At 34.4% G+C, this 21,499-nt stretch carries 15 protein-coding genes and 2 pseudogenes; 11 read left to right on the top strand and 6 right to left on the bottom strand.

Annotation, left to right across the window (positions count from 1 at the left end):
* Nucleotides 1-280: 280 nt before the first annotated feature.
* Complete coding sequence (gene accC, locus VKJ25_RS07560) at nt 281-1,636, top strand: acetyl-CoA carboxylase biotin carboxylase subunit (RefSeq protein WP_324236011.1); 1,356 nt, start codon at nt 281-283, stop codon at nt 1,634-1,636.
* A gap of 1,210 nt (nt 1,637-2,846) precedes the next feature.
* Here accC and VKJ25_RS07565 read toward each other — a convergent pair.
* The gene (locus tag VKJ25_RS07565) at nt 2,847-3,131 is read right to left on the bottom strand and encodes a YggT family protein (RefSeq protein WP_324236012.1); all 285 of its coding nucleotides are present in this window, start codon (nt 3,129-3,131) and stop codon (nt 2,847-2,849) included.
* A gap of 245 nt (nt 3,132-3,376) precedes the next feature.
* Between VKJ25_RS07565 and psbX the strand changes: the two genes are divergently transcribed.
* The 4 genes and pseudogenes from psbX to VKJ25_RS07585 all read left to right on the top strand — a co-directional run bounded on the left by psbX (nt 3,377) and on the right by VKJ25_RS07585 (nt 8,487).
* A complete protein-coding gene (psbX, locus tag VKJ25_RS07570; RefSeq protein WP_324236013.1) occupies nt 3,377-3,496 on the top strand; it encodes a photosystem II reaction center X protein in 120 nt (39 codons plus the stop codon).
* A 323-nt stretch (nt 3,497-3,819) separates the two neighbouring features.
* Nucleotides 3,820-4,692: a Ycf66 family protein gene (locus VKJ25_RS07575; RefSeq protein ID WP_324236014.1), complete on the top strand. Its 873-nt coding sequence runs from the start codon at nt 3,820-3,822 to the stop codon at nt 4,690-4,692.
* Between the two features lie 1,350 nt (nt 4,693-6,042).
* Nucleotides 6,043-7,155 (top strand): annotated as a pseudogene (locus VKJ25_RS07580) (trypsin-like peptidase domain-containing protein); the annotation flags it as partial.
* Nucleotides 7,156-7,827: 672 nt separating this feature from the next.
* Nucleotides 7,828-8,487: a pre-peptidase C-terminal domain-containing protein gene (locus tag VKJ25_RS07585; RefSeq protein ID WP_324236016.1), complete on the top strand. Its 660-nt coding sequence runs from the start codon at nt 7,828-7,830 to the stop codon at nt 8,485-8,487.
* Nucleotides 8,488-9,798: 1,311 nt separating this feature from the next.
* On the opposite strand, the gene VKJ25_RS07590 is transcribed toward VKJ25_RS07585, so the two are convergent.
* Nucleotides 9,799-9,999: a chlorophyll a/b-binding protein gene (locus VKJ25_RS07590; RefSeq protein WP_324236017.1), complete on the bottom strand. Its 201-nt coding sequence runs from the start codon at nt 9,997-9,999 to the stop codon at nt 9,799-9,801.
* Between the two features lie 1,243 nt (nt 10,000-11,242).
* Entirely contained in the window at nt 11,243-12,295 is a 1,053-nt protein-coding gene (locus VKJ25_RS07595) for a succinate dehydrogenase/fumarate reductase iron-sulfur subunit (RefSeq protein WP_324236018.1), read from the bottom strand.
* Nucleotides 12,296-13,328: 1,033 nt separating this feature from the next.
* Here VKJ25_RS07595 and VKJ25_RS07600 point away from each other — a divergent pair.
* From VKJ25_RS07600 to VKJ25_RS07625, 6 genes are all read left to right on the top strand, one after another.
* A complete protein-coding gene (locus VKJ25_RS07600; RefSeq protein ID WP_324236019.1) occupies nt 13,329-13,862 on the top strand; it encodes an RDD family protein in 534 nt (177 codons plus the stop codon).
* Between the two features lie 34 nt (nt 13,863-13,896).
* Nucleotides 13,897-14,085 (top strand): 50S ribosomal protein L33, encoded by a 189-nt coding sequence (gene rpmG, locus VKJ25_RS07605; RefSeq protein WP_324236020.1) that lies wholly within the window; start codon nt 13,897-13,899, stop codon nt 14,083-14,085.
* A gap of 84 nt (nt 14,086-14,169) precedes the next feature.
* A complete protein-coding gene (rpsR, locus tag VKJ25_RS07610) occupies nt 14,170-14,388 on the top strand; it encodes a 30S ribosomal protein S18 (RefSeq protein WP_324236021.1) in 219 nt (72 codons plus the stop codon).
* A gap of 870 nt (nt 14,389-15,258) precedes the next feature.
* On the top strand, nt 15,259-17,271 hold the full coding sequence (locus VKJ25_RS07615; protein WP_324236022.1) for a ribonuclease catalytic domain-containing protein: 2,013 nt from the start codon (nt 15,259-15,261) through the stop codon (nt 17,269-17,271).
* Nucleotides 17,272-17,668: 397 nt separating this feature from the next.
* Nucleotides 17,669-17,860 carry a hypothetical protein gene (locus tag VKJ25_RS07620; protein ID WP_324236023.1) on the top strand — a complete coding sequence of 64 codons (192 nt, stop codon included), beginning with the start codon at nt 17,669-17,671 and terminating at the stop codon, nt 17,858-17,860.
* Nucleotides 17,861-18,030: 170 nt separating this feature from the next.
* Nucleotides 18,031-18,186 carry a hypothetical protein gene (locus VKJ25_RS07625; RefSeq protein WP_324236024.1) on the top strand — a complete coding sequence of 52 codons (156 nt, stop codon included), beginning with the start codon at nt 18,031-18,033 and terminating at the stop codon, nt 18,184-18,186.
* Between the two features lie 661 nt (nt 18,187-18,847).
* On the opposite strand, the gene recJ is transcribed toward VKJ25_RS07625, so the two are convergent.
* From recJ to VKJ25_RS07635, 3 genes and pseudogenes are all read right to left on the bottom strand, one after another.
* On the bottom strand, nt 18,848-20,896 hold the full coding sequence (gene recJ / locus VKJ25_RS07630) for a single-stranded-DNA-specific exonuclease RecJ (protein ID WP_375340310.1): 2,049 nt from the start codon (nt 20,894-20,896) through the stop codon (nt 18,848-18,850).
* Between the two features lie 165 nt (nt 20,897-21,061).
* Nucleotides 21,062-21,175 (bottom strand): annotated as a pseudogene (locus tag VKJ25_RS24520) (Imm5 family immunity protein); the annotation flags it as partial.
* Between the two features lie 102 nt (nt 21,176-21,277).
* Nucleotides 21,278-21,499: Imm5 family immunity protein (locus VKJ25_RS07635; RefSeq protein WP_324236026.1), on the bottom strand; the 222-nt coding region annotated here is incomplete at its 5' end.

Raw genomic sequence — 21,499 nt, forward strand, 5'->3', positions numbered from 1 at the left:
CACGATTACATCCACATGGGTAAAAGGCCAAAAGCCTAAGATTATCTAGGAGCCTATTGCGGTGAAAGTCGCACGATAGGTTCTGAAGGAGAGGTGCGAGGGATAATACCCTCCATCGACTCTAACAGATGAATAACTATTCACCCATACTAGCTTATAACCAAAAAATAAGCACAATAACCTCCCCTATTAAAGGGATAAAACAATAAACTTCAGTATTTCCAGCCCCCGACTTTGGCTAGAGGTACTGATAACTGATAACTGATAACTGATAACTGAAATGCGGTTCTCCAAAATCCTCATAGCCAACCGAGGCGAAATAGCCCTACGCATTCTCCGCACCTGCGAAGAAATGGGCATAGCCACCATTGCCGTCCACTCAACCATAGACCACCAAGCCCTTCATGTCCAACTAGCAGACGAAGCAGTTTGCATTGGTGAACCCACCAGTAGCAAAAGCTACCTCAATATTCCCAACATCATCTCGGCAGCTCTGACTCGCGATGCTTCTGCCATCCATCCAGGTTATGGATTTCTGGCCGAAAATGCCCGATTTGCCGAAATCTGTGCTGACCATGATATTGCCTTTATTGGTCCATCACCAGAAGGTATGAGGGCGATGGGGGACAAATCTACAGCCAAAGAAACTATGCAAAAAGCTGGAGTTCCCACAGTCCCAGGAAGTGATGGTCTTCTCAAAGACGAAAAAGAAGCAATGGCGATCGCCGCCAAAATTGGCTTTCCGGTAATGATTAAAGCTACTGCTGGAGGTGGAGGACGAGGGATGAGACTGGTACGCCAAGTGGAGGACCTCTCCAAATTATTTCAAGCCGCCCAAGGAGAAGCAGAAGCAGCTTTTGGCAACCCAGGAGTTTACATAGAAAAATTTATTGAACGTCCCCGTCATATAGAATTTCAAATCTTGGCAGACAGTTACGGTAATGTGATTCATTTGGGAGAAAGAGATTGTTCCATTCAACGTCGCCATCAAAAGTTGCTGGAAGAAGCTCCAAGTCCAGCATTAAATCCTAAACTTCGACAAAAAATGGGTGAAGCAGCGGTCAAGGCAGCCAAGTCTATCAATTATGTTGGTGCTGGTACGGTGGAGTTTCTCTTAGATCATTCTGGTCAATTCTATTTTATGGAAATGAATACCAGGATTCAAGTAGAACATCCTGTCACAGAAGTAATTACAGGACTTGATTTAATTGCTGAACAAATTAAAATTGCCCAAGGGGAAAAATTAAAATTAACCCAAAAACAGGTCAACTTTAATGGTCATGCTATAGAATGTAGAATTAATGCGGAAGACCCAGACCACAATTTTCGCCCCAACCCAGGTCGTATTAGTGGATACTTACCACCAGGAGGTCCGGGAGTTAGAATGGATTCTCATGTTTATACAGATTATGAGATTCCACCTTATTATGATTCTTTGATTGGTAAGTTAATAGTCTGGGGACACGACCGTCCTACTGCTATTCAGAGAATGAAACGCGCTCTTCGAGAATGTGCAGTGACAGGAGTTCCTACTACTATAGGTTTTCATCAAAGAATTTTAGAAACTTCTGAATTTCTTGATGGAGAAGTCTATACCAATTTTATTGAAAATGTGATGAATCAACAAAGAAAGTGATTATAACATAATTTGGCAAAAAGTTTGGTTAAATTATGTTATGAGTTAACTAGGGCTGGCTGATTAAATGTCAAAGCTTTTAGCTTTTTTTGTAAAACAAATTTCCTGGTTTTGAGCTTCTTTTAGTTTCAAAATAGTAAATTTTTGACCCTAACCATCAGAAAATTTGGCTGTAGCAGATATTCTCAACTATTCCCTATTCCTTATTCCCTATTACCAGTATTAGACTTTTTCAGAAGCCTATAATTATAACATGATTGGGCAAGAGGTTTGGTTAAATTATGTTATAAGTTAACTATGGCGGGCTTATTAAAGATGAAAGCCTTTACAGATAAACCTTTTCGCGTTTTTAGGTAGGTAAAAAGTACCAGCTTTTAAGTCTTGAAAGCTAAAAAATCTAGGATTTACGGTTCCCGAAAAATCAGCTAATTGTGGGAGAAAATCCAGGGATAACTCTTCCTCCTACCTCTTATGTGATTTCCATTTCTCCTGGATTGCCGGATTGCTGGATTCTGACTCCTCCCCCTACCACTCATATTTTCCATACGCAAACCATAACTAGGACTAGCTGATTAAATCTCAAAGTTTTTAAGTAGGTAGACAAAATTATTTGTATATCTGGACTGACGCAAAGGTACTATCTATAGCTATAGAGTTCAAAAACTATTGTGCCATAGTTTTAAGCGCTATATGTAGCGTCACTGCGTAAGTCCTATGTATTTTAAATGTTGTCTATCCTTTGATATCTCTATGACCGCAGAGCCATCAAAAATCCACAATTAATTCTGTCTAGGTACTTACAAATAAAGGTTTTAGCTTTTGTATGTCAAAAAAATTTCTTGGTTTTTAACCCTTGTAGTTTCAAAATGCTAAAATTTTGACCCTAACCATCAGAAAATTTGGCTGTAGCAGATATTCTCAACTATTCCCAGTTAAGCGTTCCCTGTTCCCTATTACCAAAAAATTAGGTATAAAGCCTCACCTGTTAAGGGGATCAAAAAGTGGTCGTTTTCGGCCAATAGCCGACATTAAACCCTGGGCGACATGAAAAGCGGAGCTTCCCTGGGGGAAACGTTTCCCGCTTTTGCAGAGTCACTCCGAAGTACGCCATATCCAATCGACCAAGAGAAATGTTTAAATCAGTATTTCAAGCCTTCGACTTTTTGAGTCGAAGGTTCACTCTCTACTGATAACTGATAACTGATAACAACTACATTATCATTGTTAACAAACCTTGCTGACCTAAAAGCATTTCTCGCAGTAAACTGAAAATACCTACCCAAATAATTGGGCTAATATCTACTCCTCCCAAAGGAGGCACAATTTTTCTCGTGGGAGCTAAGAATGGTTCTGTCGGCCAAAAAATCAAATTAAATGGAAATTGACGAATATTTACCTGGGGATACCATGTCAGAACAATTCGGAAGATAAACAGGAAAGTCATTAATCCCAGGATAATGCCTAGAGTCCAATTAACTAATGTCAAATAGTTCATAAAATCTAGTAAAAATTAACTTTTGTAAATAAAATCAATAAATATTCATTGTATTGCAAATTATTAAACCAGACTAATATTCTGAAAACTTGAAACTGAATCTATATTTTATAATTACTAGGGTTTGCTGATGGAAGTCTTTTTTTTAAAGGCAGAGAGTTTAGGCAAAGGGAAGATGCCAATTAATGATAGATTAATATTGAGAATAAAAAGAAATCAATTTTTGTAACAAAGGGTAATAATTTATGACTCCTTCCTTATCAAACTTCTTATTGAGTCTGTTGGCCGGAACTTTAATTGTAGTAATTCCAGCTACAGTTTTTCTGATATTCGTCAGCCAAAAAGACAAAGTTACTCGTTCCTAGACTCAAAGGTTGATTACCATTAACCTAGAAAACTTTCTTCTATAAAATGGTAAAAATGGTAGTGGTATACAAGTAGTGATATTTGGATAAGAAGGTTAAGTAGGAGTCCGAAAGTATTCTTTTGATACCTAAAGTTTAAATATTTTTCTTCTACCTATTCCTTTCCTCAATTCTAAATCACTACCTTTATTGCAAACCTCAGCTAAAGTAAAGGGGAGACATCGATCAAACTGTCCAACCCCGACAAACTGAGGTTTTTTTGTTAGATTAAGTAAAGATTCTTAACCAAAACAGCTAACTTGTGACTGACTAGGAGATTTATAATGGTAAATTTAGGATTTGGGTTTCAGGCTTTAATGGGAGTAATTCTAGCCTTATCTGGGGCTGGCCTCTACTTTTTACGCACATGGCGTCCAAAATTAGCCAGAGATCATGATATTTTCTTTGCCGCAATTGGTCTATTATCTGGAGGTATATTAATATTTCAAGGCTGGCGACTAGACCCAATTTTAGCTTTTGGTCAGTTCTTATTAACTGGTACTACTATATTTTTTGCAGCAGAAGCCATAAGTTTAAGGGGACTAACAACTCAGCAAGCTAGAGAACGTACACCTGTGGTAGATGAAGAACGCTCAGTTAGTTCTGTTTATAGTTATGCAGAAACAGAGTTTGACGAACTAGAACCTTATGAGGAATATCCTACCAAACGTCGGATCAGAGGAAGTGAAGATTATCGTTCGTCTAAAGCAGATTATTATGAAGATGAATACCGTCGTCCTCCTAGTCGTAGAAGTAATTATGATAGATCGGAAAAATTACGCAAGCGTGGTACTCGTCCAGAAGATTATCCAAGGTCATCTGAAGATTGGGAAACTCCTGTAGAGTCAGAAAATAGACGACCTCGCTCTCGTAGTCGGGATAATTTTAGAGATGAGAATGTTCAGGATAATAGATCATCTCGTTATAATAGTCGATATAGTCAGGAAACTGCAACTGATGAAGAAAGAGGATATCGTAGTCGAGGTGGTCGTTCTACTTCTATAGAAGGTTCCTCAGAAGAAAGACTTCCTAGAACTAGGAAAGTTCCTCCTTCTGAAGCATCATCTTCTGGTAGAGAAGTAACTCCTACAGAATATGTGGAGTATACTCCTATGGACTCTGCTGATTCTGATGTTGATAATTCTAAAAACTATTAATACCAGTGGGGATGATGTAGAGATAGTTATTTTTATTAGGTATTTTATTGCCAGAGTTAAAGATAAAAATTTCTAGTTTTTTCATTTCTTTGAGATATAGATATAACTGTGAAAAATTAAAATACTTTACTGCACTGCTGCTAATTATGAGTTACTAAAAAGATAGATTATATATAAGAATCATCTTTTATTCGTTTCGGAAATAAATATTATTTTCCCTTTTTGGAAGATGATTTTATTCAAATTACAACCTGATCTAGTGTAATAAAAACTTATTTTATATAATAGCTTAAGCTTATTTTCCAGCAATTAACAATGAAAAATTAATAATTAATAATTACCCATTTTTAAAAGAAGGGGATTGGCTAAAAGGAAAATTTTTTATTTATCCCTTTAAGGCTTTAAATCTGAATTGTTGAATGAATAATTATTGACTATAAACTCTTGATTATTGATTATTAACTATTAATTATTAATTGTTTGGTAATACTATTGTCAGCATTTCATGCGGAATGCTTACATACTTTTTTTTTCACCCTTAGTTAAGTTAAGACGCATTTAAAATGTGTCTTAGCAAGTCAAAAGTAATAAGAATAAAATTCTTAACTAGGGTTTGTCTATGGAAAGTCTTTTTGCTCTTGGTAGGGAGTATGTAGGGAAGTTGCATGCCAGGTCTTTACAGAATTAGGATTTACGGCAGTTCTAGAAGAGGTGGTCATTCATATACAATTACTGCTTAGTTTTTTGATCATAATATTACCTAAAAAAAGAGGTATAAAGCCTGCCTTGGTTCGGGGATGAAAAAATTTTAACTTAGTATTTCAAGTCTCCGAACTTAGTTGGAGGTTAACTGATAACTGATAACTGATAACTGAAATGACCCCGTTTAAGCTCACTTTTTCTTCTCCATTAACCGAAAAGCTGGTACTTTTACGGTTCCCAATAAATGAGTACCTAAAATTATTCAAACTTTTATTGAATAGTGCTTTGATATTTAATCAGCAGAGCAATAACTAGAGTTTGCTGAAAAGGTCTTTTTCTTAAGGTAGGGAGGTAGTCTTTATAATATTCCCCTTGATTTTTGTGCCTCACGTTATCCCAAAATACTTACTTTTTGAGCTTTTTCCAGGTAAGCATTTAGCTGTTAGCGTTCACCTTTCAGCAAACTTTATCTAAGATGAATGCTTAATTTTTCAGAGCTAAAAAGACTCTTTTTTTCTGTCAATACTTTTAGACTTAATCAGCAGAGCAATAACTAGGTACACAAAAAATATATAGTTTAAATACAAAACAGTTGATAACTAAAAAAAATAGCAATCTAATATTACATATTAAATTCTACAAGCAAAAATGAATGTCAAACTTTTGGCGAAAGCTACATCAGGAATATTAATAGTAGCAATAGGAGTAGGTGTAAATTTTACTAACTTTTCTGGTGTCAATGCTCAAATAAAACCAGATCAAACCATAAAAAATCGGGACAAAAACCCAACACAATTAAGACTTGCTCTTAGTATAGAAGAAAAAACTAATATTAGTGTTTATCAAAAAGCAAGTCAAGCCGTAGTCTCTATAGATACAGATAAAACCAACGGTAGTGGTACAATTATTTCTCCTGATGGAATGGTATTAACTAATGCTCATGTCGTATCCCAAGGTGGTACAGTACAAATTACTTTAGCAGATGGAAGAAAACTTCAAGCAGATGTTATAGGCTTTGGTGAACAAGATTTAGATTTAGCAGTTCTCAAAATTAGAGGAGAAACCAACCTTCCCACAATTAGAATAGCTCTTCCTGGTAATACAAAAGTAGGTCAACGAGCTTTTGCTATAGGTAACCCTTTTGGTAGATTTCAAGGTACTCTTACTGTAGGAATAGTTAGTCGCATAGATGAAGAAAGAGGCTTGATCCAAACAGATGCAGCTATTAATCCTGGTAACTCTGGGGGGCCATTATTGAATAGTGATGGAGAACTTATTGGTGTTAATACTGCTATATTTACTCGTGGTCGATTGACTGGTAACATTGGTATTGGTTTTGCCATATCTATAGATAGAGTCCCAGAATTTATCAAAGCGGTTCGTGAAGGACGAGCGCCTTTAGTTACTCAACAGCAAACTGGAATATTTAATGAACAGCTTGCTCAACAATTAGACTTTGATGCTTTAATAAAAGTAAAAGGTAATTTAGATAGAGAATCTAATGTATTACCTGTTGATAATAGTTACTATGATCTTTACGCTTTTAAAGGTAGAGCAGGTCAAAAAATTTCTATTGATATGAGCAGTAATCAAATAGATTCTTATTTAATTTTATTAGACTCAAAGGATCAACAGTTAGCTCAAGATGATGATAGTGGTGGTGAGAAAAACGCCAGAATTATAATTACATTACCAGAGGATGGAACCTATAAGTTATTAGCAAATTCTTATGAAGCAGGAGAGTCAGGAGAGTATGAGTTAAAAATTGAGAAAATTTTACCTAGAATTAGACATTTTTTTGAGCGATAAAGAAAAAGCTATTTTATAGATAAATATATATTTCCCACAAAGAAAGAGGGATTAGGCAGTAGCAAGAAAAATTTGATGATTTCTTGTATAAAAGAAAGATCAACAGTCAGCTTTTAGCTATTTCCTAAAGAATGAATATATACTCTATCTCATCAAGGTCAATTTTTTTTTAAAACTTTTAATTCTCCTTAAATTTATCAATGGGGAAATTTTGAATGACTACCTCTTTAACAACCCCCCTAAATCCTATACTCTTATATATACCATTTCTCAAAAACTTTTCTACATTTCATTGAGCCGGGTAGGGAGGGACGTTAGCATTTTTGTTATACAACCTCCTTACAGGAGTAAGGGAGTGGGGAAGAAGTAAACATAAGAAAAATAAACATTAACTTAGCTAAAATTGCTATGCAAAGTAATTCGGTTTGTGCTAGTTATTTGATAATTGATGTATTGCCCAAGCATAGCAATAATACATGGTAATTGGTATTAACTAATCCCTAATCCCTAACCCAACCAAAAAAGACTTTCCATAGGCAAAACCTAATTAATAATTATTTTTGATTATTTCCGACTATCCTAGTAGGTTAGTTGCAGTATTTAAGTATATATTTGAGGTAATTAATGCGTCAATTAAAGTTTTGGGCGATCGCTCCTTTTGGTTTATTAACTATTCTGGGAAGACCTTCATTCCCACCTTCAGTTTTACCTGAACAGGTAATTGTCAGCTCTAACTATGTAAATGAAATTTCAACTAAGTCGAAAATTTTAGCTCAAGGTACTTCACTTCCTGAAGAAAGTCCATCATTAGAAAGTACCCCCACTCCAGAGGAGAGTTCATCACCAGAAATTATATCTACTCCAGAAGCAACCCCATTGCCAGAAACTACTCCTGCCTCGGAGGAGAGTCCATCAGCAGAAAATACTCCACCCACCCAAGAACAAAATATAATTTTACAGCAAGAGGGAACACTTAGTGATGGTGACTTAGTGCTAGACTCTGATGAAAGTGTTTACGATGAACATAATTTTGAAGGTACAGAAGATCAAGTAGTAATTGTCACCTTAGAGAGTTCTGATTTTGATACTTATTTAGCAGTCTTTAGTCCCTCTGGTGAACTACTTGGAGAACATGATGATATAAGTGAGAAAAATACCAACTCTGAACTAACTATTACTTTACCAGTTACAGGTAAATATCGTGTAATAGTTAACTCTTTTGATAAAACAGGTAGGGGAAAGTATAATCTACAAGTAATCGAATCAGGAGGAACATCAAACTAATAGCTATGGAGGAAGTTAACCAGCTGTTGGAATTTTTTTTGTCGGAATATTCCTTAAATAGCTATCAGTTAAAATCTCTATGTTTAATTTTTTTACACCGAGGATAACTTCTTCTTCCCTTCCTGGGGTAAAGATTATAATCAGTATATAACAATCTTAAAATAGATTGTTAAGATTATGATTCTAGAGGGTTTGGTTTCCACACCCTAGCAAAAGTGGGATTGGGAAACCAAATCTTTACAGTCTTCTTCCATAAGTCATCTAAGAATACTATATCATTGTAGGATATAGTTTAGCGAAATTTGGCTTAGTAATCTTCTAGCTCAAGGAAAGTAGTGTTTAATAATTAATAATTAATAATTAACAATTAACAATTAATCATAACTTACCAAATAATTAAATAATTCCCGCCTTGAAGCCTCCCCTTGAAAGGGAAAAAAAATAAATTTTTTCCTTTTATTCAATTTATTCAATCCTATTCCTTTTAGGGCTATGCTTTATAAACATCTTTCTTAACATAAAACTTGGGCATTATCTACAAGTTATGTGTAAGTTTGGGAGTGGCTTTTTAGGAGAAAATTGCATGAAAAAACACATTTTTTGGCAATCGCTTAAGTTTTTTTTACTTAGCTACTATGATTTTTTCGACCTGTCTTTCCCTTTCCGTATCTCTCACTCCCCACAAAAGTTTCAGGAGTTCCTTATAAAGGATAGCTTTTAGGGAAAAGTAATTATCAATTATCCATTATTGAAACAGAGACCCTAGATATAGTATAGTACCTTTGTGTAAGTCCTGAATTAATAATTAGGATTGGCTGAAAAAGTCTGTTGGTGAAAGTAGGAAATGGGCAATGGGTCTGGGGCAATAGTTACAGGGGTTAATTTTTCTACATTTTTCTAAGTTTTGTGAGGAAAAATCCAGAGTTTTAAAGATTAACTTGGTAATTTTTTGGTACTTTATTGTGAACCGAAAAAGCCTTGAAGCTTTATCTATAAAAGATTTTATATTTAACCAGCAAGCCCTAATTAATAATTACTTATTCTTATCAAGAAGAAGATTGACTAAAAGGATTTTTTTGTCTTTGTTCTGCATCAATGGAGAGGCTTTATACCTTAATTTTTCGGTAAGTGTATGGTCAGGTTTTAACTCCATATCATAGACTTTGAAAAATGAAAACTAAGGTCTTAAGTCTACCTGCAAGACTAAAAAGAAAAAGTAATGTTGTGGATACTTGGCATTTTATTAATCGCCATAAAGTTATCTGAAACAACTTAAGGATTACTAAAATAATAAGTCAAGCTAGATTTTTTTTAGCGCCAACCTAGCCAAGAAAATAAATCTTGATGAGTAAATAATTCTAATAATAATAAAATAACAAATCCTAGCATAGCAAATCTCCCATTTATTTGTTCTGCATAAGTGTTCCAACCAAAAGCTGGTTCAGTTATCTTGGGAGTTGTGACTTTTTCTGTATTTTCTGATGTAGATGAAGAAGTAGAGTTTTCTGACATAATTATTGATAGAGTTTTTGATATTATATCATATATTTTTTAATTCTACTTAGGTAAATCAATAGTATGTAAAATCTTTACCGAAAAAACTTCATAAAATTTGGTGAAACCTATGGTAAGGAAGATAGGAATGATATCAAATCTGCTAGCTATGGTTCCCGATAAATCGGAGTAATATAAGAAACCGGGTTTGTTGGAGGTTAATGTTGGTATTTTAAGGCATTTGATACCAACTCGATTTCTATGCTTTTTTATATTGATACTATCAAATTTGATATGATAAATAGAGTTACTTATGGAAAGTCTTTTTGCTGGGATAGGAAGTAGGAAAGTAATTTTTTTGCTCAACTCTTGTTTTGCCGAAAATACTAAAATTTTAAGCATAAAGATTTGAAATCTAGGTACTTTTTCAATATATAAAAAAGCTAAAACCTTTATTTGTAAATACTTTTATATTTAATCAACAAACCCTAAATAGTTGGGAAGATTAATAAAGCACTTTCCGTTCTGATGAGGTACAAAATTTTGGTTCAAGGAAACACTTATACCAATTCTCAAAAACTTTTATACATTTGATTGAGCAGGGGAGTAAGGGAGTGGGGGAGAAGTAAATATCAGAAAAATTAATAGTAAATTAACTGAAATTGGCAAAAAATGATTTGGTTTGTGCTAATTATTTGATAACTGAAGTATTCATCAAGTATAGCAATAATGCATGGAAATTGGTATTAAATAAGTTGGCTAAGTAAGGAATAAATAGGGTTTGCTGATTAAATCTGCAAGCATTGGCAGATAATTTTTTTGCGCTTTTTAAGTATTAAAAAAGTGCCAGCTTTTACCTCCCTCAGGTTGAAAAAGTTATAATTTTTTTGCTTATACTTGAGGTGAAAAATTAACAGACTATTCTTCTGAATCCCTCTTTTAAACTCCCGGTAAATTATGACTTCTGTAAGTCGCCAATCCGACGGATACCCTACCTGACTCCTGACTCCTACCCATAAAAAAAAGACTTTTTCAGAAAGCCCTAAATTAAAGAAGAGAAACAACTATACCTCATAAACTTTGCGAGTTGCTATATTGATAACTCACATACTTAAAATTTTCTGTAAAAGAGTTTACACTTATCGAAAAATTAAGCTATAAACCCTCTCCATATCCAATCGACCAAGAAAAGAAAAAAAATCTTTTAGCCAATCCTCTTCTTGAGCAGAAAAGGTAATAATTAGTAATTAGTAATTAGTAATTAATGATTAATTGTTGAACATACTTCAGTCGATTTATTATCCAAACTTTTTACTGATTCAATGAGCGATCGCACAGTTGCAGTTCCCTCAGAAGGTTCAAAAGTAAAAGGAAACTTACCCTTGACTAACATTCTTAATCCTAAAGGTCCTAAACTAAATAAACCTTGAATATCTCGAAAATAGTTACCAACTACTTGAATACCAAATTTTCTTTCATCTATCCAACCCCCATCCTTAACCAAATCAATTAATACTTTTCGGTGGCGAATAGAACGACTGGTTTGTTGGTCCTGACGAGCGAGAACTTCTTGTTTAATTTTACCTATTTGTTCCATAGGTGCAACTTCCATTGGGCAAACAGAATTACAATAATAACAACGTGTACAACCCCAAACTCCAGAAGTATCAAGATTATATTTTTCTAATCTTTTTTCAGTTTGGTCGTCTCGCGAATCTGTCACCATTCTGTAAGCTTTAGCTAAAGCGTGTGGTCCAACAAAATCTGGATTAACTTCACGAGCATTACACTCAGAATAACAAGCTCCACAGAGAATACAATTACCTGTTTGATTAAGTTTATTTCTTTCTGCGGGAGTCTGTAAAAATTCTCGTTCGGGAATATTTCGTGCTTCTGTACTTACATAAGGTTCGACTGCTTCTAGATTTTGCCAAAAGCTATTCATATCTACTACTAAATCTTTAATTATTGGCATATTTCCCATAGGAGAAATAGTTATTTCTGGGATAGATTTGGTAACAGTATTGGTTGTAGAATTGTTATAGTTACAATCGGCTATTTTTTCTAATCTAGCTAATTCATTTCTAATATTTTCTTTGCAAGCTAAAGCTGAACGACCATTGATTCGCATTCCACAACTACCACAGATAGTATTGCGACAATTTTTCCTAAAAGCTAGAGTTCCATCTTGCTCCCATTTTATCCGGTTGAGACAATCTAAAATTGTATTTCCTGGCTCAACTTCTAGAGTATAAGTTTGAAGTTTAGGCTGAGTATTTTGATTCTGCCTAATAATATTAAATTTAACTTGCATTAGTGACAATTTGAGTGATATTTTCTATTAGTTTAGTTGTAAGCATTCAGGAGTAATCTATCAGATATTAACTTATTATTTTATTTTTTAAGAAGAAATTAATTTTCAAGGAAAATTAAAAGTTTAACTAGAAAAAGGGTGCATCTCATACTTTGCCAAAATACTTTTTTCTTCCATACCTATTCTTTTCAAACCTGTTCCCAGTTAAGTGTTCTCTTTTTTCTAAGACGGTAAGTTGTGGGCTTTATTCAGGTATTGAGATGTACCCGATAAAAAGGTCATTAGTTCATCTTAATTAAGTTAAGCTCAGATCTATTTAAAATGCTTTTGAGTAATTTAGAATCCAGAATCCATAACTCATAAGCAATAAGGTTTACATTCTTAACTAGACATAGAAAAAATATGCGCTTTAAATGCTTAAGGGCTTATTGCATTAGTTAGGGTTTGCTGATTAAATATCCCTCGCATTTCATAGATAAAGGTTTGAAAAACTTTAGGTTCTGAAAAATTACCAAAAAAAGAGGTATAAAGCCTCCTCTGGTTCGGGGATGAAAAAATTTTAACTCAGTATTTCCAGCCTCCGAATTTAGTCAGAGGTTCACTCTCTATTAATAACTTATAACTGAAATGATCAGTTTTTCAGTTGATGGAGAGAAAAAAATGATAATTAATTTTGGAGTAATTATGGCAGAAAAATTAAGGGGAGATTATGAATGACAATCTCTTCTACAATAATACTTCTAAATCCTAATTCTGTAAGGACGTTGCATACAACGTCCCTACTCTCTACCCTAACCATCAGAATTTTGAGCGCCAACCCTAGTTAGTTTCAACTCCTTTCTTGAAAAGCCCGGTCTTATTGCTCAGAGCTGATAGCTAGTAGTTGAATCCTTACAATATAGTTGTATTTTTAACAAATAATTTAGGATAACTACCAAATAAACAGTACCAAATTTATAATAGTAAAAGAAAGCAAATACAACAAACAATTAGATATTCTACTAACTAGACTAAATAATTAGATTTAAGCATAATGAGTAATGATATTATACCTCAATTGCCAAAAGCCCCTTTATCCCGTCGGGCCGCTGCATTTAGTATAGATACTATAGTAGTTTGGTTTCTTTGTACCATAATTAGCAATAATTGGTTCACCTTTATTGTATTTTTTGTGGTATTTTGGATGGCTATACGAGTTTTATTGGCCTACAAAAACCAAGGTCAGAGTATAGGACACTTCGCTCTAGATATGAAAGTTTTGGATACTAGATACGAAAGAATTCCTGGTATCCTAGAATTGTCAAAGCGAGAAGGAATTTTAGCATTAGCTGGTTCATTGGCCATGCTAGGGATGAGTAATCTGACATCTGGAAATGCTGCTGTTTTACTATTAATAATTCCCTTATTTTTAGACTTTACAGTAGCTTTGGTAGATATTGAAAGGCATCAACAAGCTTTTCACGATAGAATATCCCAGACAATAGTAGTGGGAACTATGCGTGGTTACTCTCTAGATATTAAACTTAAATGGTTACTTGACGAAGCCAAGGGTTATATGAGAAAATGATAATTTGTGTTTAAGAATATTGGAAAATTGAAATATGGCTAAAGGAGTAAGAATTATTATCACACTAGAGTGTACAGAGTGTAGAAGTAATTCTAATAAACGTTCACAAGGTGTTTCTAGGTATACCAGCACTAAAAATCGTAGGAATACAACAGCAAGATTAGAGTTGAAAAAATTCTGTACTCATTGTAATAAACATACAGTTCATAAAGAAATTAAGTAAAAATATACTGAGTATTTAAGAAGAGTAAACAGCTCAAAGGTAAACTAAAGATAACTAACAAAATAACTAAACAAATAATTAGCTATGGCAAACTACTACCGGAAAAGAGTATCACCAATTAAACCAGGAGAACCTATCGACTACAAAGATGTCGAGTTGCTAAAAAAATATATTACTGAAAGAGGAAAAATTCTGCCAAGAAGAATTACAGGTTTAACATGTAAACAGCAAAAAGAACTGACAAAAAGCATTAAAAGAGCCAGATCAGTGGCATTGTTGCCTTATGTCAATAAAGAGACCTAAGTTTTATTAATGGATAATTGATAATTACCTCTCCCTTTTAGAGCTATGCTTTATAAACATCTTTCTTAACATAAAAGTTAAAGAAGAGAGAAGTTATGAATTTGCCATGCAATAGGTATTCTGGAAGAGTAAACGTATTTAATTAGAGGCTTTTCTAGCCCCACCCATATCCCCAACCCTTATCAAGAGGGTTTCAGGAAATCCTGATCTTAAGGATAGTCTTGATTAGGGAGAGAATTGAGTAAAAGAAAAAAACTTATTTTCTTCCCCTTGGAAAGGGAGACTTTTAAGCTTGATTATCTAATTATTAATTATTAATTTTTCGGTAAGATTTGAGATATGGGAAGAATAATGATAATGTATTTGTAGTTTGGGTGTATTGTCTATAATAGGTATACTCTGTAGAGATTTAAACACCAGTATAAATTTTTTGACAGATGCAGTTGCCGAAATCTATGCTCTTCCTGCACCGAAAAACCATGAATGCCTATGGATGAGTAATCGGCGACGGCTTTATTAACAGCAGTTAGAGACTTTGTATGGAACGTCCATACCCCCATTAATTTGTCACGTTATGTGACGCTTTGTATAAGTTTGATAGAGCAGTCTTGTTAAGTTGGTCAGCTCTTGCAATAAATAGCTACCCTAGCAATCCTAAATCTGCTCTGGAAAATTTCTATCGCAGTTAATTTTAATTTTAAGTCATCTAGGAAATTTCATATATTGCCAATTTAAAATACTCTACTACAATCCCAGTTATTGAACCGTGGATAAATGTCAGAGAAAAAGAATCTTAAAGTTAAAATTGTAGCAAAAACCATAACCTAAATAAAGCTAAAGAAAACTTATACCTTAATAAATTAAGACAAAGTGGAGAAGGGAAAATTAATAGAATTTAGATTACATGGAGAGCGGCGACTAGCTGTGACAGAACGTCCTGACGGTAAAAAAAACTGGGTCGTGGTAGAAGCAAGTGGTAAATCTAACAGTATACCACCAAAACAAATAAGTTATGAAGTAACAGGAGAAAGTTACAAGTCATCAGAAATTCCCAAATTTCTTCAGGAAGTAGAAAAATATCTAGATCCTTCTAGTTTAGAAGTAGCATGGGAGTTGCTAGTAGAAGAATCAGAAACAGTAAATCCTGAAGAAATGGCACTACTACTATTTTCAGAACAAACACCAAGTCAATGTTACGCAGCCCATATATTATTATCAGATGATAAACTCTACTTTAAGCAAAAAGGCGATCACTACGAACCTCGGCCTGTAACTCAAGTAGAAGAAATTAAACATCAACAAGAAGTCCAAAAACAACGAAAACAAGAACTAGAAAACTTTTTATTGCGGGTAAATAACCGACTGACAGGAGAAAAGGTAGAGTGGCAACAAAGCGATTATAATCGCCTAGATACGATAGAAAAATTTGCTACTCATGGAGAAGAAACTTCTTATCGCAGTCAGGCCATGGAGACCTTGGCTATTCTAGAATTACCAGAAACTCCCGAAGCAGCATTTAAACTATTAGTGGATTTAGGTATATGGACCGAGCATGAAAACTTACATCTCCGACGTAGCCAAATTCCCACACATTTTTCTACCAAGGTATTAGAAGTGGCCAAAAGTCGCCTGCATTCTCTCCCACCAGATCCAGATACAAATCGTTTGGACTTAACCCATCTTAAAGTCTATACTATTGACGATGAAAGCACTCAAGAAATAGATGATGGTCTGAGTATAGAATTTTTAGAAGAGGATAAACAAAGGATATGGGTACATATTGCTGACCCAACTCGCCTACTTATTCCTGGAGATGAGTTAGACCTAGAAGCAAGGCGTAGAACTACTACTTTATATTTACCTACTGGTATGGTTCCCATGTTTCCCTCAGAGTTGGCAACGGGACCAATGAGTTTGATTCAGGGGCAAAATTGTAGCGCTTTGAGTTTTGGAATCATTTTAGATGAAACTGGGGCAGTTATAGATTATACAATTCATCCTACTTTAATTAAGCCAACTTACCGTTTGACTTATGATGATGTAGATGAAATGCTACAATTAAAGATTAAACTAGAACCAGAAATTCATGCTCTGAATGATTGGGCTAAACAAAGGTTTAAGTGGCGACAATCACAAGGCTCGATTAGTATTTATATGCCGGAGTCGGTGATTAAGGTGAAAAATGAAGGTGAAGAAATTACGGTAGAGTTGTTGGATGATTCACCATCAAGACAGCTAGTTGCGGAGATGATGATTATGGCAGGGGAAGTGGGGGCAAAGTATGGTCAAGAACATAATCTGCCTTTACCTTATCGTAGTCAACCTCAACCAGAACTCCCTCCAGAGTCAGAACTAATGTTATTGCCTGCTGGACCAGTTCGTTCGACTGCTATGCGTCGATGTATGCCAAAAAGTGAAATGGGTACTATTCCGGCTCGTCATGCTAGTTTGGCTTTGGAAACTTATGTTCAGGTTACTTCTCCGATTAGGCGTTATAGCGATCTATTGGCTCATTTTCAGATTAAGGCTCATCTTCGAGGAGACCCGTTACCTTTTACTCAAGACAAAATGCAAGAAATGGTGATGAGTTTAGTTCCAGCAGTGAAGGAAGCTTCTAGTGTGGAAAGGTTTACTAACCGTTATTGGGGGTTGGAATATTTACGGCGGAACTCGGATGAGGTTTGGCAAGCTCTGATTATTCGGTGGTTGAAGGAGGAGATTAATTTAGGGTTGGTTTTGTTAGAAGAGTTGGGGTTAGAGTTGGCGATGCGGTTTGGTAGGTCAGTTGAGGTGGGCGATCGCTTGGAGGTAAAGGTTGCTTATGCTGACCCTCGTAAGGATGAGATTGTATTTCAGGAAGTAATTACAACTGTAGCGGAATGAATAAAATTAGGGAGTAGGGGGTAGGGTTCAATAATTAATAATTAATAGTTAATAATGACCTCTTCTGATCAATAAGAGGATTAGCTAAAAGCAAATTTTTTCTTTTTTATCCATGAATGGAGAGTCTTGATAATCTAATTAATTTTTCGGTAAAGTTTGGAGTAAGCTAGAATTTGATACCATAATCTGTTATTCTTAAGCTAACAATTTTTTATAAATAAGCTAGTCAGTTGTGATACCAATTTTTAAAAATATATCTTGAATTTCTAAAAACTCTACTGCTTACTTCCCATACTTAAGATTTGACAATTAAAATGCCTCTTGGACAAAAAAAAAGATACAGCAGATTCTAAGTATATGAAGTATAGAACTTATTTCAGATGAGGTTTAGCAAGCTTTGATTATTCGGTGGTTGAAAGAGGAGATTAATTTAGGGTTGGTTTTGTTAGAAGAGTTGGGGTTAGAGTTGGCGATGCGGTTTGGTAGGTCAGTTGAGGTGGGCGATCGCTTGGAGGTAAAGGTTACTTATGCTGACCCTCGTAAGGATGAGATTGTATTTCAGGAAGTAATTACGACTGTAGCAGAATAAATAAAATTAGGGAGCAGGACTTAGAGGTAAAGTTTAGAGTAAGCTATAATTTTTCTATCTGTCTGTAAGGTAACAAGTTGTTATTTATAACTTGACCAGTTTTTACACTGATTTTAAAAAGGATATGTTAATTTCTAAAAACCCTACTTCCTACTTCTCATAATGGAAAGATGACTTTTACTTTTGACCAGACATATTATCGAGATTTATTACTTAAATTTACTCCAAAAGCTATAGAAACAGAACTAGAATATGAAGCATATTTGGCAGTATTAGAAGAACTGACTTTTTTGAAAAATCTCACCCAGGAAGAAAAAGCTCTATAATAAATTGTTAGTTTTATGAATAGAAAACTATGAAACTGAAAATTATCCGGTGGCATCGGTAGAAGCTTAGGAAATTTTACACCATTTAATTGCAGCAAGTGGAATTAGTCAACAAGATTTAGTAGGAATTATTAGTTCTGATGAAGTAGTTTCTCAGGTTATGGATGGTAAAATTTATTTCAATAACTGGCAGTCAAAAGCTCTAGCAGATTATTTCTAAATCTCTCCAACTATTTTTCAAAAATAGGTCTTATTAATGATTGATAATAAAAACTATATTTAAAATATCATATCCGGTTAATTAGATGTGGGTTGGGTTGAGGAACGTAGCTTACTTCTGTGCAGGAGTAACCCAACAAAAATCTTTCTCCCCTGCTACCCTACTTCCTAATACACTATTAGTTTTAGGTGAAACAGTTCAGTAGTGGGCAAACAAAGTTAAAATGGTGCATTATTAGTTTCAGACTCTGTAGGGGGGGTTACGGTTCCCGAAAAATCACAGGTAAGTTAACGAGTTTTTCAAGTAAGTCAGCTAAACCCGCCCCTCCATGATATCACGCACCTTCCTAGGGGCGGGTTTATGTAAACTTTAGAGTAAGCATAAAAATTTCTGCTAAAACCCGCCCCTACCCCATGCACTATTTTTCAAAAATAGGTCATTTCAATTAAGTTTTAAAGCATTCATTGCTGCTTTAATTAAATGGAAAAAACGAGGTTGAGAAACATCGACTTGTTTAGCATAATTTCGGCTTTTTCCTAATAAACCAAATTTCTTTCCCTGTTGAATAGCTAATACTTCACCACGGGAATTTCTAATTCTTAATTCCTTTGTATTTCCTGTTTGATAAAGACTGCAAGTGTAAGGGCGATCGCTATAAGAAAATTCTGCTTTTTGAGGTTGGTTAGATGATTTTTGCTGAGGAGAAATTTCTATAGGTAAACGTAAACCAACTAATTCTAATTGAATATTTGTTTGAAAATTCCAAGTATTTTCTTTTAACTGATAAGCAATATCGACTAATTGAGGTAAAGGAAAATAATCTCCCCAACGCCAAGCAATTCCTTGCATTTCTTTTTCTCCTTTAATTAAGGTTAATTTTAGATGACCTTTCCCGACAATTTTTTGTTGAATAATTCGGACATTTCGAGTGTAAAAAATAGGAGATTTATTTTCAATTCCACAGGGATGAAGTAAATCTATTTGCCGAAATAAGTCATAATTAAGTTCTGGAAATTCTGCTTCAGCATCAATAGTAATTAACGGTTTTAAATGATTAATTTCTAAACATTGATGAGCAAATTCTCTCAAACGGGAACGAAATTTATCTAAGTTTTCTCCAGGCAAAGAAAAACCGCCTGCTGCTTTATGACCGCCATATTTTCCTAATAATTTATCACAAAATTGTAGCGCTTCAAAAACATTAAATTCTGGAATACCACGAGCAGAACCCCGGATAGTATTTTCTTGCTCCTCATAACTCCCAATAAAAACAGGTACTCCATAACGTTCCACCAACCGGGAAGCAACAATACCAATAACTCCATGATGCCATCCCGGTTGTACCACTACCAATACCCTTTCTTGCTGTAAACTTATCTGACTTTTCTCACACCAAGCGATCGCCTGTTCTTCGATTTCTAAACATAATTCTTGTCGTCGTTGATTAATTTCTTGACACTGTTTCGCTCTTGCTTCTGCTATTTCTTTATCGTCCGTCGTTAAAAGTTCAATTACAATTTGTGGATCGGCAATACGTCCCACTGCGTTGATACGGGGACCGAGACGAAACCCAATATCATCAGGTTTCAGCGATTTTTGATTATTGGTTTGTTTTGAATTTTCTTGCTCTTGCGCTTTAACATCAGATACTTGAATTAATGCTTTGACTCCCGCTAACTGAGACTTGGGTAAAAATTGTAAACCTCTTTTCACCCAACGACGATTAACTCCAGTTAAGGGTGCTAAATCAGCAATAGTACCAAGAGTAAATAATTCTAACAGAGGTTTAATTAAACCTTCCATTTTTCCCAGACGTTTTGCCAAAGATACTGCCAAAATATAAGCAACTCCCACACCTGCAACACCACGATAGGGAGAATTTTCTGAGATTAATTTAGGGTTGAGAATAGCATTAGCAGGTGGTAGATTAGGTGGAATATCGTGGTGATCCGTAATAATAACATTTAAACCAAGTTCGCGAGCAATGGTAATAGGTTGATGAGCAGCAATACCATTATCTACAGTCAGAATAAGACTAACTCCTTCTTGGTGAAACTCTTCAACAATGCGTTGGTTAATACCATAACCTTCCTGCATCCGACTGGGAATAGCATAGTCAACTTTTGCGCCCAGGTGTTTGAGACTACGCAATAATAAAGCAGTGCTAGTCATGCCATCTGCATCATAGTCGCCACAGATAGAAATTTTTTGCCCTTGGGAAATTGTAGTTTCTAATAAATTTAAACTAATATCTAAGTCAGGAAATTCTTCTATTGGAGAAGGTAATTTTATTGACTCAGGGTTTATAAATGCTTGTGCTTTTTCTATAGTAGAAATGTCACGGTTAATTAGTGCTTGAGCTATTAAAGGTAATATGTTTAAACTTGTAGATAATTGTTTAGTTTTTTCTGGTTCTGCTGGATGTATTACCCATCTTTGATTAGGTAATTTTTTCTGTTTAGTTTGGTGATTAGATTTATTTTGCACAATATTTTTTAATTTAAAAAGTTAATAATTTGTTGAAGGAAAATAATATTATATTAGCAAAAAAATATTAAATTAGAAATCCAAAGTCAAACTATTTGTTAACTTTATTTTTCTATTACATTAGCAAATTCTTATTTTCTTTGTTCTCTATTCTTTATTCCCCTTATATTACTTTTGCCACAAAGATGGTACTACTTCATCCAAAAACCACTCCCAAAATTCTCTTCTTTTTAAATCATCTTCAATACCTTTTTCCCAAGTTGCACCTCCACAGTATGCTGCACTTGCAAAAAAACAGAAAGGTTTTTACTATCACAAAACTCTTCTATTTTTTTGTATATTTTTAGACGTTCTGAGGCTGACAGTTTTCTTCTTGTAGTAAAACTAGAGCGAGATTTTTTCATAACTTGTTTGATTGATATTTGTATAAAAAAAATCTGTTCTTTTTTTTAGTTTCTTTTCTTCTACTTCACCTTTTACAAATCTTTCTATAAGTGCCAAGAAATCTCTAGCAGAATTATCAGTAAAATCACAATAATCCCAAATATTTAAAACTTTCCCAGCACAAGTAAGTTCTAATTTTGCTATAAGATAGTTAAAATCATT

Source organism: Okeania sp. (genome assembly GCF_035285525.1).
Lineage (GTDB): Bacteria > Cyanobacteriota > Cyanobacteriia > Cyanobacteriales > Microcoleaceae > Trichodesmium.